Source organism: Yoonia sp. I 8.24 (genome assembly GCF_022096995.1).
Lineage (GTDB): Bacteria > Pseudomonadota > Alphaproteobacteria > Rhodobacterales > Rhodobacteraceae > Yoonia.
The window spans coordinates 382,668-396,664 of sequence record NZ_JACXGQ010000003.1 but is presented as its reverse complement, the minus strand read 5'-3'; the positions used below and the strand labels follow the sequence as shown (position 1 = coordinate 396,664).

At 55.7% G+C, this 13,997-nt stretch carries 10 protein-coding genes and 1 tRNA gene; 4 read left to right on the top strand and 7 right to left on the bottom strand.

Annotated elements, in window-relative coordinates; genetic code table 11:
• Nucleotides 1–131: 131 nt before the first annotated feature.
• The 4 genes from Yoon_RS07720 to Yoon_RS07705 all read right to left on the bottom strand — a co-directional run bounded on the left by Yoon_RS07720 (nucleotide 132) and on the right by Yoon_RS07705 (nucleotide 4,450).
• Nucleotides 132–1,292 (bottom strand): RsmB/NOP family class I SAM-dependent RNA methyltransferase, encoded by a 1,161-nt coding sequence (locus tag Yoon_RS07720; RefSeq protein WP_238111552.1) that lies wholly within the window; start codon nucleotides 1,290–1,292, stop codon nucleotides 132–134.
• Nucleotides 1,289–2,071 (bottom strand): MBL fold metallo-hydrolase, encoded by a 783-nt coding sequence (locus tag Yoon_RS07715; RefSeq protein ID WP_238111551.1) that lies wholly within the window; start codon nucleotides 2,069–2,071, stop codon nucleotides 1,289–1,291. The genes Yoon_RS07720 and Yoon_RS07715 overlap by 4 nt, the downstream gene beginning before the upstream one ends.
• Complete coding sequence (guaB, locus tag Yoon_RS07710) at nucleotides 2,071–3,519, bottom strand: IMP dehydrogenase (protein ID WP_238111550.1); 1,449 nt, start codon at nucleotides 3,517–3,519, stop codon at nucleotides 2,071–2,073. The genes Yoon_RS07715 and guaB overlap by 1 nt, the downstream gene beginning before the upstream one ends.
• 133 nt (nucleotides 3,520–3,652) lie before the next feature.
• On the bottom strand, nucleotides 3,653–4,450 hold the full coding sequence (locus tag Yoon_RS07705) for a hypothetical protein (RefSeq protein ID WP_238111548.1): 798 nt from the start codon (nucleotides 4,448–4,450) through the stop codon (nucleotides 3,653–3,655).
• 219 nt (nucleotides 4,451–4,669) lie between these two features.
• Between Yoon_RS07705 and Yoon_RS07700 the strand changes: the two genes are divergently transcribed.
• A complete protein-coding gene (locus Yoon_RS07700; protein ID WP_238111547.1) occupies nucleotides 4,670–6,703 on the top strand; it encodes an ASKHA domain-containing protein in 2,034 nt (677 codons plus the stop codon).
• On the opposite strand, the gene Yoon_RS07695 is transcribed toward Yoon_RS07700, so the two are convergent.
• Nucleotides 6,695–7,609: a homocysteine S-methyltransferase family protein gene (locus Yoon_RS07695; protein WP_238111546.1), complete on the bottom strand. Its 915-nt coding sequence runs from the start codon at nucleotides 7,607–7,609 to the stop codon at nucleotides 6,695–6,697. The two genes, Yoon_RS07700 and Yoon_RS07695, sit on opposite strands and share 9 nt — an antisense overlap.
• 122 nt (nucleotides 7,610–7,731) lie before the next feature.
• On the opposite strand from Yoon_RS07695, the gene Yoon_RS07690 reads away from it, so the two are divergent.
• A tRNA-Gly gene (locus Yoon_RS07690) sits at nucleotides 7,732–7,805 on the top strand.
• 407 nt (nucleotides 7,806–8,212) lie between these two features.
• Here the strand turns inward: Yoon_RS07690 and Yoon_RS07685 are convergent.
• Entirely contained in the window at nucleotides 8,213–8,671 is a 459-nt protein-coding gene (locus Yoon_RS07685) for an Lrp/AsnC family transcriptional regulator (RefSeq protein WP_238111545.1), read from the bottom strand.
• Nucleotides 8,672–8,828: 157 nt separating this feature from the next.
• Between Yoon_RS07685 and Yoon_RS07680 the strand changes: the two genes are divergently transcribed.
• Both Yoon_RS07680 and Yoon_RS07675 read left to right on the top strand, forming a co-directional pair.
• The gene (locus Yoon_RS07680) at nucleotides 8,829–9,842 is read left to right on the top strand and encodes a 1-aminocyclopropane-1-carboxylate deaminase (protein ID WP_238111544.1); all 1,014 of its coding nucleotides are present in this window, start codon (nucleotides 8,829–8,831) and stop codon (nucleotides 9,840–9,842) included.
• 58 nt (nucleotides 9,843–9,900) lie between these two features.
• The gene (locus Yoon_RS07675; RefSeq protein WP_238111543.1) at nucleotides 9,901–12,297 is read left to right on the top strand and encodes a 1-deoxy-D-xylulose-5-phosphate synthase N-terminal domain-containing protein; all 2,397 of its coding nucleotides are present in this window, start codon (nucleotides 9,901–9,903) and stop codon (nucleotides 12,295–12,297) included.
• Here the strand turns inward: Yoon_RS07675 and Yoon_RS07670 are convergent.
• Nucleotides 12,218–13,897: a hypothetical protein gene (locus Yoon_RS07670; RefSeq protein WP_238111542.1), complete on the bottom strand. Its 1,680-nt coding sequence runs from the start codon at nucleotides 13,895–13,897 to the stop codon at nucleotides 12,218–12,220. The genes Yoon_RS07675 and Yoon_RS07670 overlap by 80 nt on opposite strands.
• Nucleotides 13,898–13,997: the final 100 nt, after the last annotated feature.

Genomic DNA, 13,997 nt, shown 5'->3' with positions numbered 1-13,997 from the left:
ATACGTGGCGTTTCAAATGCTTGCCTTGTGAACACTGCCTACCTCATACCTGCGTCAGAGAGGTCTAACCCCAAAAGGGTTAACCGTTCCCTAACGTCGCATATCGTAGCTGACGGCGCAACTCTGGGTTGCTATGTGTTTTCAAGTAAACACAGGTAAAACCCGTCGCCGTTTTCTCCGGGCAAAAGCTGATGGCGGGCGCGCCGCTGCCATGTCGGATGTTGCGCGCAAAACGCATCGACAATGGCGTCATTTTCGATCGCTAAGACAGAGCAGGTCGCATAGGCCAAAACCCCGCCCGGCCGCACCAGCTTAGCTCCTGCCGCGATGACGTCTGCTTGCATGCCCTGCATTCTATCTAGCCGCTCTTCCGTGAGCCGCCATTTGGCATCAGGGGTCCGCCGCCACGTCCCGCTCCCGGAACATGGGGCGTCACAAAACACCACGTCAAAGCGATCAGATTGCAGCAAATCATCCGTGGCGATCTGCGGCACATCGACACCCGCACGCGTGGCCCGTGCCGAGAGGTCAGCCATCCGTTGCGGCGCGATATCATGTGCAAAAACTTGTGCATCAAACTGATCTGCAATGCCAAGCGCCTTACCGCCACCACCAGCACAATAGTCCAATACCCGCCCGCCAGCCGGTACCCGCAACTGACTGATCGCGAATTGCGAGGACGCATCTTGCAGCTCGACCCGCCCATCCAAATAGGCGGCGGCAAGTTTGATGCGTCTTGGATTGGCCGTCACGCGCAAACACCCGGCGATATCAGGGTGTGGCACAGCTATGATTTGGTCTTGTGACAAAGCGGCGATTGCTTCTGTCACGGATGTGCGGCGCCGGTTGACACGTAAATACACATCCGCACGCCGCTGTTGCGCCATGGCAGCCTGGGTTGCATCCGCGCCAAGGCTTTGTTGCCATAGCGGCCACAGGCAATCGGGCATATCGCATTTTTGGGCGTCACTTTGCGCGGTATGTTCAGCAAGTGCGGCACGCTCTGCGCCGTCTAGAACCGCTGGCGCGTGGCCTTCGCCCGTAAACAGCGCATCAGGATCGGCACCATCACGCTGCGCAAGCGCGATCATCAAACCACGCCCGGTCCCATCCCCCAAAGATCGGCGCGCGCGCAAGGCATCGTAGACATGGTCGCGAACGGCGGCCCTGTCCTTAGACCCCGCAAACCGGCTGCCGCGCGCCCATGTGGTCAGCGCTTGTTCGGCCGCTTGGCCATCGCGAATGGCGTCAAGAATTTCGGCCGCCGCCGCGACCCGCGCACCTGGGGTCATCGTGTAATCCTTTCATAGGCTGGCCCATCCGCGCGCAGCCGTGCAAATTTGTCAGGGCCAAGCATATGGCTGCCCGACCAAACAAGGTTTTCATGCGCCACGGCCGCCAAGGCGCGTAAACGGCTGTGCGTGGCCAGCGGCTGGTCGCAGTCATAGATGGTCGCGGTGGTGGGATCAGGCAATTGCAGCGCCTCTGAATGGACAATATCGCCGACCAATGCCAAATCCCCGAGCCGCAATCCCATATGTCCTGGCGTGTGCCCTGGCAAGGCCCAGACGCGTAAGCCATCATCAAGTTCGGCATCATCCGCAACCGTGATGATATTTGAGGCCCGCCCCAGCAGGCGCCCACCCGGCGCGTCTTTTCCAGACCAATAGCTTGCCTCAGCTTGATGCAACAGAATTTTTGCGTTTGGAAATAAAAGCGTATCTCCATGCATCGCCCCGCCACAGTGATCACTGTGCAGATGGGTGAAAATGATGCGCGTCACATCCGCAGCTGCTATATTTAGCGCAACCAATTGCGCAGGTAGCGCGCCAGCGTCATCGCCGAATGCGGCGCCGCACCCCGTATCAACAAGCGTGATCCCCCCATTTCCCGACCGGAGCACATAGCAGTTGAACGCAGTCTTGATCTCCGTCAGCCCGGCCATATCAAGCCGCTCTTGCCGCTGGGTTTCGGTAAGGCTTGGAAACACATCCGCAGGAAAGGACGTGCCGCCGTCAGTGATACAAATGACCTCTGTATCACCAACGGTGTAGCGTGCTGTCGCGACCATTACCCGACCCGGTAATTTGGGCTTTCGCGGGTGATTTGCACATCGTGCACATGGCTTTCTTTCAGCCCGGCGCCCGTGATTTTCACAAACGAACAGTTCGTGCGCATCTCGGCCACTGTTGCGTTGCCCGTATAGCCCATCGCGGCACGAAGCCCCCCGACCATCTGGTGCACCACAGCGCTGGCGGACCCTTTGTAGGGCACCTGACCTTCGATGCCTTCGGGTACGAGTTTGTCGCTGGCCGCATCTTTTTGGAAATACCGATCCGCAGAGCCACGCGCCATCGCGCCAAGGCTGCCCATGCCGCGGTACGACTTGAAAGAGCGACCTTGGTACAAGATCACCTCGCCCGGGCTTTCATCTGTACCTGCGATCATTGATCCAACCATGGCGCAGGACGCCCCCGCCGCGATGGCCTTAGCAAAATCACCTGAAAACTTGATCCCGCCATCGGCAATTACAGGCACATCGCCCGCTGCCGCCGCGCAATCCATAATCGCGGTCAATTGCGGCACACCGACGCCGGCGACCATGCGGGTCGTACAGATAGAGCCCGGCCCGATCCCGACCTTCACCGCATCCGCGCCCGCACCAATTAACGCCTTTGCGGCTTCGCCTGTGGCAATGTTGCCTGCAACGATTTGCACTTCGTTTGACAGCGTTTTCGCGCGCTCCACGGCTTGTGCGACACCTTCGGAATGCCCGTGGGCCGTGTCAATCACAACCATATCGACGCCTGCATCAATCAAGGCCTGCGTGCGTTCGAACCCGGCATCACCAACACCGGATGCTGCGCCGACACGCAAACGACCAAGACTGTCTTTGCACGCCATCGGGTTCAGCACAGCCTGTTCGCTGTCTTTCAGCGTCAAAAGCCCGGTCAGCTTGCCGCCGGTGTCTGTAATCAAAAGCTTTTCGATCCGACGCGCCTGCATCAACGACCGTGCCTCATCAAGATCGGCAGGTTCTTGCAAGACCGCCAGATCTTTGGTGGTCATCATGACGCTGACGGGGGTGCTATCGTCTTGGGCAAAGCGCATATCACGGTTGGTGACGATCCCAACGATCTTGCCACCCTCGCCCACAACTGGAAACCCAGTGATACGGTAGCGTTCCATCAATGCCTTGGCATCGGCAAGGGTTTGATCAGGGCGCAATGTGATTGGGTTATAAACAGTCCCAGAGACAAACCGTTTCACACGACGGACCTCTTTGGCCTGCTCTTCAACGTTGAGGTTCTTGTGAATGACACCCATGCCGCCCGCTTGGGCCATGGCGATGGCCATGCGCCCTTCGGTTACTGTATCCATCGCACTGGATAAAACCGGGATATTCAAAGCAATCGATTTTGTCACAAATGTGCTTGTGTCAGCGGTCGACGGCAAAACGCTTGATGCCCCCGGCACCAGCAACACATCATCAAAGGTAAGCGCCTCGCGAATTTCCATCAACCGTCTCCTTGGGTGGCATCGTTGGCACTGCGCTATTGCACGAAAACGGATCCAGCAAAAGCCCCAAATGTGTTAGATTTCTAGATTTGGGCACCCCAGGGATTACCAGCCGGCAAGCGGGTGTAATACTTTAAAGACCGTCAAAGAGCTCTGGGTTTCGCAGCACCACCGAACGCGTCTTAAAGTATCTTGCCCCGACAACATCGGATCGGTTCAGCCGAAGCAAGAACTCAAGCGCGGCGGCAGGCATACGGGTGTTCTTAGCGCCGACCGCGACAATCTTCCTTGGTTCAACACCCATTTCCTGCAGCAAACTATTTCCTAGAAATTCGCTTTCAAAAATCTCTTCTTCCATACGAATAATCCGTACGCAGAAAGACGCCGAGTTCTGTACATCTGCGAGTAGATCCGGAAGTTCGCTCATTTGCGGAAAAAGCGCGCACCAATCATTGAACGAAAGGCAATTTCGGCCGCATTTGAGGGACTGCGCATATGCGCTTTGCAGCCAAGGAGCGCATTCTCTTGTATAGATTACTGCTACTTGGTTAGCGCAAATTTTCATGTCATCAAGTGCGCGCAGAAGCCTTTGCGCATGCTGGAACACATCGCCGCTCGCGTCAAATATATTTGTACCGAGCGCCATTTCATCTGAAAAGACTAGCTGCCCGTAACCTTGCTTGTCGCCCCATGAAACGACCTCATCAATAACCAATTCGAGAGTTTTAAGATTACTGAGAGACGGCTCACTGGCATAGTTCCGCATTGCATCCGCGAGAGGTTTACTGTTTCGTACGCCGGGGTGATCTAAATTGCCCGCCGGTATAACCATCGCTGTGTTTTCGGCAATAACGTCCAGATTCTCGGCTAGAATCGCCTGAATCGACGTTGTCCCCGTTTTATGGAACCCCAAATGCCAAATGATTTTCAAAGCTAGTCCTCAGCGACAATTGATTGTTTGACGACGGTACAGCTTGCTGGCCGAGTTGACTGCACGCCTCTCCAAAACTCCGCATACATATCCTGATTATGCCCAGGCATCCATAGAATATTAAGATCTTGCCGTTTCACATAATCATTATGACGGGTTCGGACCTTACAATTGCCGCGCGGCGCGGTATTGAGGGGCAAACAAGTGAAGGCCGCCCTCATGAGCAACGACCCTCTCGTTATTTTCACACCTTCTGGCAAGCGCGGGCGCTTTCCGGTTGGTACACCCGTGTTAACGGCGGCGCGCCAGCTTGGCGTTGATCTTGATAGTGTCTGTGGCGGGCGCGGGATTTGCTCAAAATGTCAGATCACCCCGTCATATGGTGAATTTTCCAAGCATAACGTCACGGTTGTCGACGATGCGTTGTCAGAATGGAACAGCGTTGAACAGCGCTATGACGATATTCGGGGCCTCAAAAAAGGACGGCGTTTGGGCTGTCAGGCCACCGTCCAAAAAGACGTGGTCATTGATGTGCCCGCCGAAAGCCAAGTCCACAAACAGGTCGTGCGCAAACGCGCAGAGGCCCGTGACATCGTGATGAACCCGTCCACGCGGCTTTACTATGTTGAGGTGGCCGAGCCTGATATGCATGACCCGTCAGGCGATTTGGAACGTCTGGTTGCAGCGCTGCGCGCAGAATGGGACCTCCCCGCGCTCGAGGCCGATCTGGGCGTGCTGCAAACCATGCAAGCAGCCCTACGCAAAGGCGCATGGAAAGTCACCGTCGCCGTGCATTTGGGCGACGATACCTTTAGCCCGCGAATCATTCAGATTTGGCCGGGGTTTTATGAGGGCACGCTTTATGGGCTGGCGGTTGATCTGGGATCGACCACCATCGCGGGGCATCTGTGTGATCTACACACGGGCGAGGTCATCGCATCGTCGGGTATTATGAACCCGCAAATCCGCTTTGGCGAAGACCTAATGAGCCGGGTGAGTTACGGCATGATGAACGATACCGGGTCTGTTGAAATGACCGCCGCTGTGCGCGAAGGCATGAATGCCCTGTTCACCCAGATTGCCTCTGAGGCGCAGATTGACCCGGACCTGATCGTGGACGCAGTTTTTGTGTGTAATCCGGTCATGCATCATCTGTTCTTGGGCATTGATGCCTATGAGCTGGGGCAAGCGCCCTTTGCGCTCGCGACCTCTGACAGCCTGTCATTGCGCGCGGCTGAGCTTGGCCTGCATTTGCACCCTGCGGCGCGAGTCTATCTGTTGCCATGTATCGCGGGCCATGTTGGCGCGGATGCGGCGGCCGTTGCCCTGTCCGAGGCACCGGGCAAATCTGATGATCTGATGCTGGTCGTTGACGTAGGCACCAACGCCGAGATTATCCTTGGCAACCGTGACAAAGTACTGGCCTGCTCTTCCCCCACCGGCCCTGCCTTTGAAGGGGCGCAGATCAGTTCGGGCCAACGTGCCGCCCCCGGCGCGATTGAACATGTGCAAATTGACCCTGTGACCAAACTGCCCCGGTTCCAAGTTATCGGTTCTGATCTGTGGTCCGATGAAGACGGGTTTGACGCGGCCATCGCGCAAACTGGGGTCACGGGTATTTGCGGCTCTGGGATTATCGAAGTTGTCGCCGAAATGCGCATGGCGGGGATTGTCGACGCGCCGGGGCTAATCGGATCGGCGGAACAAACCGGGTCGCCAAACTGCTTTACCGATGGGCGCACGAATTCATATTTGCTGCACGATGGCACCGCCGATGGTGGCCCCAAGATCACGGTGACCAATACCGATATCCGGCAAATCCAAATGGCCAAAGCCGCGCTTTATTCTGGTGCGCGGCTGTTGATGGACAAATTTGGCGTGGATCAAGTCGACCGGGTGGTGCTTGCAGGTGCCTTTGGCGCGCATATCAGCCCAAAGCACGCGATGGTCTTGGGGATGATCCCCGATGCACCGCTGGATAAGGTGACAAGTGCGGGCAACGCAGCGGGGACAGGCGCGCGGATTGCACTGTTGAATACCGATGCGCGGTCAGAGATCGAAGAAACTGTGCGCGACATCCACAAGATCGAAACCGCGATCGAGCCGCGCTTTCAAGAACACTTTGTGAATGCCTCGGCGATCCCCAACGCAGTAGAGCCCTTCCCGATCCTGAATTCAATCGTGACCCTGCCAGATGTAAACCACAACACGGGCGGTGGCCGTGGTGGCGGGCGGCGGCGGCGTTCAACCTGATAATTGGCGGGCAATCGCTCGCAGATGCCGCGCATCTGTGCCACAACACCCGCCAAGTACATTGATCTGCGGCGCGCGTTTGCGCCAATCCGCAAGCTGTGACGCCAGCTCTGCCGGGTCGCCATCGTCAAGTTCGGTGGCATTGTCGAGCTCTTCATGGCTACACCGCGAGGCATTTGCCACCAATCCGCGCAGCCGTTTCACTGCCGTAACGACAGGGTCCAAATGATCAGGGTGCGCGCAGTTGATCATAAAATAGGCTGCATATTCACTTGTTTGGACATCCACTTGAGCAATCGCATCCGCAAGCAATGTCCCGTCAGGTAATTTGCCATCCGTCTCAACTGTGAACGATATCACGACCGGAATTTGGACGTCTTGCGCCGCACACACAATGCCAATCGCCTCTGGGATATGGTTGATCGTATAGGCCGCGACCATATCAGCGGGGGTTTGCGTAAACCAACCAATCTGCTGCGCGTGGTAGGCATGATAATGATTTGCACTTTGATCCGCCGCCGGACCATAAGCATCTGACATTGGACCAAGATTTGCACTGATAACCATATCGGGGTCTTGGTGGCGATCTCGCAAGCGCGCAACAAAATCAACCGAGGCAATATTCGCGCGGTGTAACGCATCGATTTCATAGCCCAAAGGGGTCGCGCGGGCGCGGTTCGCCATCCAAGTCGGGCTTTCAAGGATCGTGACGCAATCACAGCCCTGAGCAGCCATAATCTGATCACGATAGACCGCTTCAAGTTCGGCGCGGCCCTGTTCAGTTTCTAGCAGCGGGAAGCTCGCAAAATTGGGAAGATCAACGCCACGGCGAAAGATGAGATCCGTTTCAGCGCCCGTATGCGTCAGAAAAAGACGGCCCGTTTCATGCGGTAGTTTGGGGGACATTTCTGGCCTCTCAAAGGGTCGGTTAATGCATGAACCCTATCACCAAATTGAAATTTCCACGAAGCAATTCTGAGATCAGGCTTGACCTCACAGACCGCTATGCTTACCTCACACGCAGTGATGCGGGTATGGTGAAAAGGTATCACGAAAGCTTCCCAAGCTTCAGTTACGAGTTCGATTCTCGTTACCCGCTCCACAATTTCACGGATTTTAATTGCATAATAACATGATCTTATCACGATTATTGTACGTAAATTCAAAAACAGATCACGAAGTAAATAGGAAAAAACAGGAACGTCTGGGGCGACTTTTGAATATGACCCCCAGAGAATCCCCCAGACACTAAGAGGCGGCTCTGATCGGCCTGGGTGCAAATGAGAAACGCCGAGATTGATGTCTATTGCCAATGCGGAAGGTATGTCTTGGTTCACGCTGCCGACTATCCGGATCTATCCATTATGGAAATCAAAGATCGGCTACGATGCGCATCATGCAGGGCAAGGAACAGGCCAGAGCCGACATTAGTGCAGATTGCAGCTAACGGCGGCTTCGAGCCCAATTTACTAGATGCTGCGCACTGCACGAATGGCGGCTTTGGGTAATTCAAAAACTTAACGGCGCACCGTCTTTGACCTCTTTCATCACAAAGAACGTTCGTGCTTGCCGGACTTCTGGCAACGCTATCAGAACCTCTCCATGCAGGCGGTTGAAGTCGGCCATGTCTGCCATCCGTATCTTGAGTAGGTAGTCAAAATCGCCAGCCACAAGGTGGCAATCGAGGATCATGGGAAGGTCGAGGATCGCGGTCTCGAAATTTGCAAAGCTTTCAGGGGTTGAGCGGTCCAAGACCACGCCAACCATAGCAATCGCGCCCAACCCCACAGCTTCTGGGTTCACGACAGCGCGGACTGATTGAATGTGGCCTTCGTTGAACAGCCGTTGGGTCCGTCTATGGCAGGTCGCAGGGCTGACGTTTACCTTCGTCGCGAGTTCCGCATTTGTGAGCCGTCCGTCCTCTTGCAACAATCGCAGCATGCGTTTGTCGATTCGATCTAAAGTCATCTGAAAGAATCTTCCGTTTTTGATGTGGTTGGTGATCAGTATAGCATTTTTAGTAACGCCAATAACCTATTGAGATGAAATTTAGGCTGCAAGTTTGAAAGCACCCATCAGGTTCATCTTGCTATCCTGCAAGAAATCCAAATCGCAGGAGCTTCCCATGCTGGACAAATTCGAACGCTATCCTCTCACATTCGGCAAGACGCCGATTGAGCATCTACCACGTCTGACCGAAACCCTCGGCGGTAAGGTCGAAATCTACGCCAAACGCGAAGACTGTAACTCTGGCCTCGCCCAAGGTGGCAACAAGCTGCGCAAGCTGGAATACATCGTGCCTGATGCGATCAAGTCCGGGGCGGATACGCTGGTGTCAATCGGTGGCGTCCAATCCAACCACACGCGCATGGTGGCGGCGACGGCTGCGAAAATCGGGATGAAATGCCGTTTGGTACAAGAGGCTTGGGTGCCACATGAAGACGCCGTTTATGACCGTGTTGGCAACATCATGATGACCCGCCTGATGGGGGCTGATAGCCGTCTTGTTGATGACGGTTTCGATATCGGCATTCGCACAAGTTATGAGGAAGCTATTGAGGATGTAAAAAAAGAGGGCGGTAAGCCTTATGGCATTCCCGCTGGTGCCTCCGTTCATCCGCATGGATGCTTGGGCTATGTCGGTTTTGCAGAAGAAGTGCGTGAGCAAGAAGCCGAGCTTGGCTTTAAGTTTGATTACATCGTTGTCTGTGTTGTCACCGGTTCGACTCAAGGTGGCATGATCGTTGGCTTTAAGAAAGACGGTCGCGCGGATCGCGTGATCGGAATTGATGCATCCGGCACGGTTGATCAGACTCGTGCGCAGGTCAAAGACATCGCGAACAAGACCTGTGATTTGATCGAGTGCGGTTATTCAATTGAGGATGACGACATCCACATCAACCCTGACTACGCCTATCCGGCTTACGGCGTCCCGAGTGCGGAGACCAACGATGCGATCCGCCTTGCTGCACAGACCGAGGCGATGATCACTGATCCTGTTTATGAGGGCAAATCCATGCAAGGCATGATCGATTTGGTGAAGAAGGGGTTCTTCCCCGATGGCTCCAAGGTCCTCTATGCGCACTTGGGCGGTCAGCCCGCTTTGAACGGTTACAGCTACACATATCGCAACGGCTGAACCTGACTTCGGGATGCGTTGTTGGCGCATCCCAAACCCCATCCTGTGAGTGCCGTACATGCCTGATCAAAACACCCATCTGAAAACCGTCGAACAACGCCTTTTGTGGCTGTCGCATTGGATGATCCACAACGCCAACCACATTCGCCCCAAGGCGGATGGGATCAAGGTGGGTGGGCATCAGGCGTCTTCTGCCTCGATGGTGTCGTTGATGACGGCGCTTTATTTCTCGGTGCTGAAACCCGAGGACCGTATCGCGGTCAAACCCCATGCCTCGCCGATCTTTCATGCGATGCAATACCTCATGGGCAATATGACGCGTGAGAAGATGGAGAACTTTCGCGGCTTTGGCGGTGTGCAAAGCTATCCTTCACGGACTAAAGACATTGATGATGTGGACTTTTCCACCGGTTCTGTCGGGCTTGGCGTTGCAATCACGTCTTTTGCGTCGATGATCCAAGACTATGTGCAGGCGAAGACTTGGGGCAAAGAAGTGCCACTTGGCCGGATGATTGCGCTGATGGGCGACGCTGAACTGGACGAAGGCAACATCTACGAATGCTTGCAAGAAGGCTGGAAGAACGATCTGCGAAATACATGGTGGGTGATCGATTATAACCGTCAATCGCTGGATGGGATTGTTCGTGAAGGGCTGTTCGAACGGGCTGAGAAGGTCTTTGATGCCTTTGGTTGGGACGTCGTGCGCGTCAAATACGGCGTGCTGCAACGGGCGGCTTTCGCGGAACCCGGCGGTGACAAACTACAAACGTGGATCGATAATTGCCCCAACCAGCTCTATTCCGCACTGACCTATATGGGCGGTGCCGTTTGGCGCAAACATTTGATGGATGATCTGGGCGACCAAGGCGATGTGACGGCCCTTCTGGATGCGCGGAGTGATGCAGAACTTGCCGCTTTGATGGAAAACCTCGGTGGCAACTGTGTAGAAACGATGGCAGAGACATTCGCCGCCATCGATCATGACCGACCTGTCTGTTTTCTGGCCTATACGATCAAAGGTTGGGGCACGCCGATTGCGGGTCACAAGGACAACCATGGCGGGCTGATGACGAAGAACCAAATGGCAGCATGGCAATCCGATATGGGTGTTCCGGAAGGTGCGGAATGGGATGCTTTGGCGACAGTGAATGACGCTGTCAGTTTCCAAACTTACTTGGATCAAGTGCCGTTCTTTGCCAAAGGGGCACGTCGGTTCACTGATCAAACCCTACCGGTGCCGGACATCGCGATTGCGAGCGACCGCGAAATCTCCACTCAGATGGGCTTTGGTAAAATCCTTGATGACCTGTCGAAAGGCGACAGTGCCTTGGCCGACCGGATTGTCACGACCTCACCGGATGTGACGGGCACTACCAACCTCGGCCCATGGGTCAATCGTCGCAAGCTGTTTGCCCGCACTGCGCAGGCCGACACTTTCAAAGATCATAAAATCCCATCTACTGCGAAGTGGGAATTCGCCCCCGAAGGCCAGCACATTGAACTTGGCATCGCGGAAATGAACCTGATGCTGCTGCTCGGCGCGGCTGGTCTGTCCCATTCGCTTTTCGGCAAGCGCCTGATCCCCATCGGGACGGTCTACGACCCTTTCGTGTCTCGTGGCCTCGATGCGCTGAACTACGCCTGCTACCAAGATGCGCGGTTTATGTTGGTTGGCACACCCTCTGGCGTGACACTCGCCCCCGAAGGCGGGGCGCATCAATCCATCGCGTCCCCTTTGATCGGTATGTCGCAAGACGGATTGGCCGCGTTTGAACCGGCTTTCGTCGATGAACTGGCCGTCATCATGGAATGGGCGTTTGATTACATGCAGCGCAGCGGCGATGGCGACCCGGACGAGCGCACTTGGCTTCGTGATGAAACTGGTGGTTCGGTCTATTTGCGCCTGACGACCAACCCAATCGAACAACCCGGAAAACGTGTTGACGATGACTTCAGGCAAGGCGCAATCGACGGCGCTTACTGGCTGCGCAAACCCGGCCCCAACTGTTCAATCGTCATCGCATACCAAGGTGCCGTCGCACCCGAGGCAATCGCCGCCGCCGGGATGATTGGTGAATACCGACGCGATGTTGGCGTGTTGGCCGTAACCTCCGCCGATCGGCTGAACGCAGGCTGGACCGCCGCGCAACGCGACCGCACCAGAGGCAATGAGAAAGCCACGAGCCACGTTGAGGCATTGATGGGAAAGCTTCCAAGTTCCTGCACGGTTGTCACTGTCATCGACGGCCACCCCGCGACACTGTCATGGCTTGGCGCAGTTGCAGGTCACAAAACCATCCCCCACGGCGTAGAGCATTTTGGCCAAACGGGAAGCATCGACGATCTGTATCGTCACTTCCGAATTGACCGACATTCTATTGCGGAATCCGTGAGTGAGTTGACGGTCGGTGACCGTTCGCCTTCTGCGACGCTTCGAACGCTTTTGCCTTCATAAAAGCTATGATGCAGACATTGGCGCAATTGCAGCGAAATGGTGCTTTGTCCGCACAGCAGACATCTCGGCAAAGTGCAGCGAAAGTCCGGTTCCGCCCATACGAACACTGACACCCGCCCATCTTGTGACCCCTGCCTTCGGAGGGCAGATGCACAAGGCTATCCGTAAGATCGCCTGCGCCGTCATCAGTGTCGGCGATTGTTTCGCCAGCCGCCACAGTGGCCGCCCGCAATGCATTCATACTTTCGAGCGGAGCAGTGATTTCGCGGCCCAGTGCCGACACTTCTGCAGCAGCAAATGCCGCCGTCTCCCCGAGACCGCGCATTGCCTGTCCTAGATCACTGGCGTAAAGCGCACGCGTACTTAACCCAGACAGATTGCTCCCAAAAATGTTGTTGAGACCCTCTGCTATGTCTTGTGTAAACAACGCAAAATCATATGCCATTTGGTAGAGTTGCTGCGAGAAGTAATAGGCCATTTGCGCAGCACCCGCCTTGACCGCTGCTGGGACCATCGCAAAAGACTTTCCGATGCGGCCAAACACCTCAACGGCCACATTCTTCAGTAACCCAAGCGCATTGCCAAAGCCACCAACGCGCGCCACCAAGCGGCCAAACCGCAGCACCAGTTCGCCTGCAAAAACAATCAATGCGCCAATGCCGGTGCGGATCAGCGCCGTGCGCAGCGCCACAAGTGCGCCAGACAGTGAAAGCGTTGCGATCTTCGCCGCAACAAGTGCGCCAACGTACCGCGTGCCAAAAGCGGTCACTGCGACGCCTGCGTAGACAGCCAAGCGGTCGAGGTTATTGATGATCGCATCGGTCACCCCGCGCAACAGCCCGCCCTCTTGCATGGATGCCACGAAGGCATTGGCGAGCGCTGCAAGCGATGGGGCCACCTGCACCGCAATGCGGTTTGCCATTCCGGTGAACGCGGTGCCCACTTGGGCAATCGCGAGGCTGGTTTTACGCAAGGAGGCAATCGCGTCCTGATCTAAAATTGCGCCCAATGATGAAGCGCTATCGCCAAATCGATCCATCTCGCTTGCGTTGTCACGCAGCAGCGGCAAAAGCAGCGTGCTATCGCTGGCCATCGCCTCCATGTAGAATGTCATTTCTGCTTGGGTCAGGTTCGCCTTTTCAAGACTGCTGACAAAAAGCTGCAAACCTTGAGCGCCAGAAAGATTTCGAAATGACGCCGCTGTGACGCCGACTTTTGGTGCGACATTCTCAAAAAAATCGGCCATTGGACCAGCGCCCGTTGATGCAAAATCACCGATGCGATCATTCATATCTTTCAGGATGTCGGACAACTTGTCCTGCTCTATGCCAACCGTGCGCGCGCCGGCAGCCCATCGCTGAAACACCTCTGGCGTAGTGTTCGCAACACGCGCGAAGTTGTCGACCTCTCGGGCGTTCGCGGCCACTCCCATTGTCACCCCAGCCAAAGCTGTGGCTGTGGTCACTGCCGCCGCTGAAACGGCCATGAACTGCTTTCGCATTTGTCGCAAAGGTGCATCCATGCGTTTTGCGCCGCGCTCGAATTGGGCACTATCCAATCCCAAATTAACGCGCAGCGCGCCGATGACCGATGCCGACATTGAGAAAACTCCAATTCAAGATAGTGGTATGCGCACGACAATGGGCGCGGGCGGAAAACCGTCGCGGTGTGCGGGATTGTCAAACTTTAGGTGGTGGCGG

Excerpts from the sequence above, each read along its gene's own strand:
- Yoon_RS07695 (WP_238111546.1), bottom strand. The coding sequence starts at position 7,609 with ATGTCCCCCAAACTACCGCATGAAACGGGCCGTCTTTTTCTGACGCAT.
- Yoon_RS07670 (WP_238111542.1), bottom strand. The coding sequence starts at position 13,897 with ATGTCGGCATCGGTCATCGGCGCGCTGCGCGTTAATTTGGGATTGGAT.
- Yoon_RS07700 (WP_238111547.1), top strand. The coding sequence starts at position 4,670 with ATGAGCAACGACCCTCTCGTTATTTTCACACCTTCTGGCAAGCGCGGG.
- Yoon_RS07715 (WP_238111551.1), bottom strand. The coding sequence starts at position 2,071 with ATGGTCGCGACAGCACGCTACACCGTTGGTGATACAGAGGTCATTTGT.
- Yoon_RS07720 (WP_238111552.1), bottom strand. The coding sequence starts at position 1,292 with ATGACCCCAGGTGCGCGGGTCGCGGCGGCGGCCGAAATTCTTGACGCC.
- guaB (WP_238111550.1), bottom strand. The coding sequence starts at position 3,519 with ATGGAAATTCGCGAGGCGCTTACCTTTGATGATGTGTTGCTGGTGCCG.
- Yoon_RS07685 (WP_238111545.1), bottom strand. The coding sequence starts at position 8,671 with ATGACTTTAGATCGAATCGACAAACGCATGCTGCGATTGTTGCAAGAG.
- Yoon_RS07680 (WP_238111544.1), top strand. The coding sequence starts at position 8,829 with ATGCTGGACAAATTCGAACGCTATCCTCTCACATTCGGCAAGACGCCG.
- Yoon_RS07675 (WP_238111543.1), top strand. The coding sequence starts at position 9,901 with ATGCCTGATCAAAACACCCATCTGAAAACCGTCGAACAACGCCTTTTG.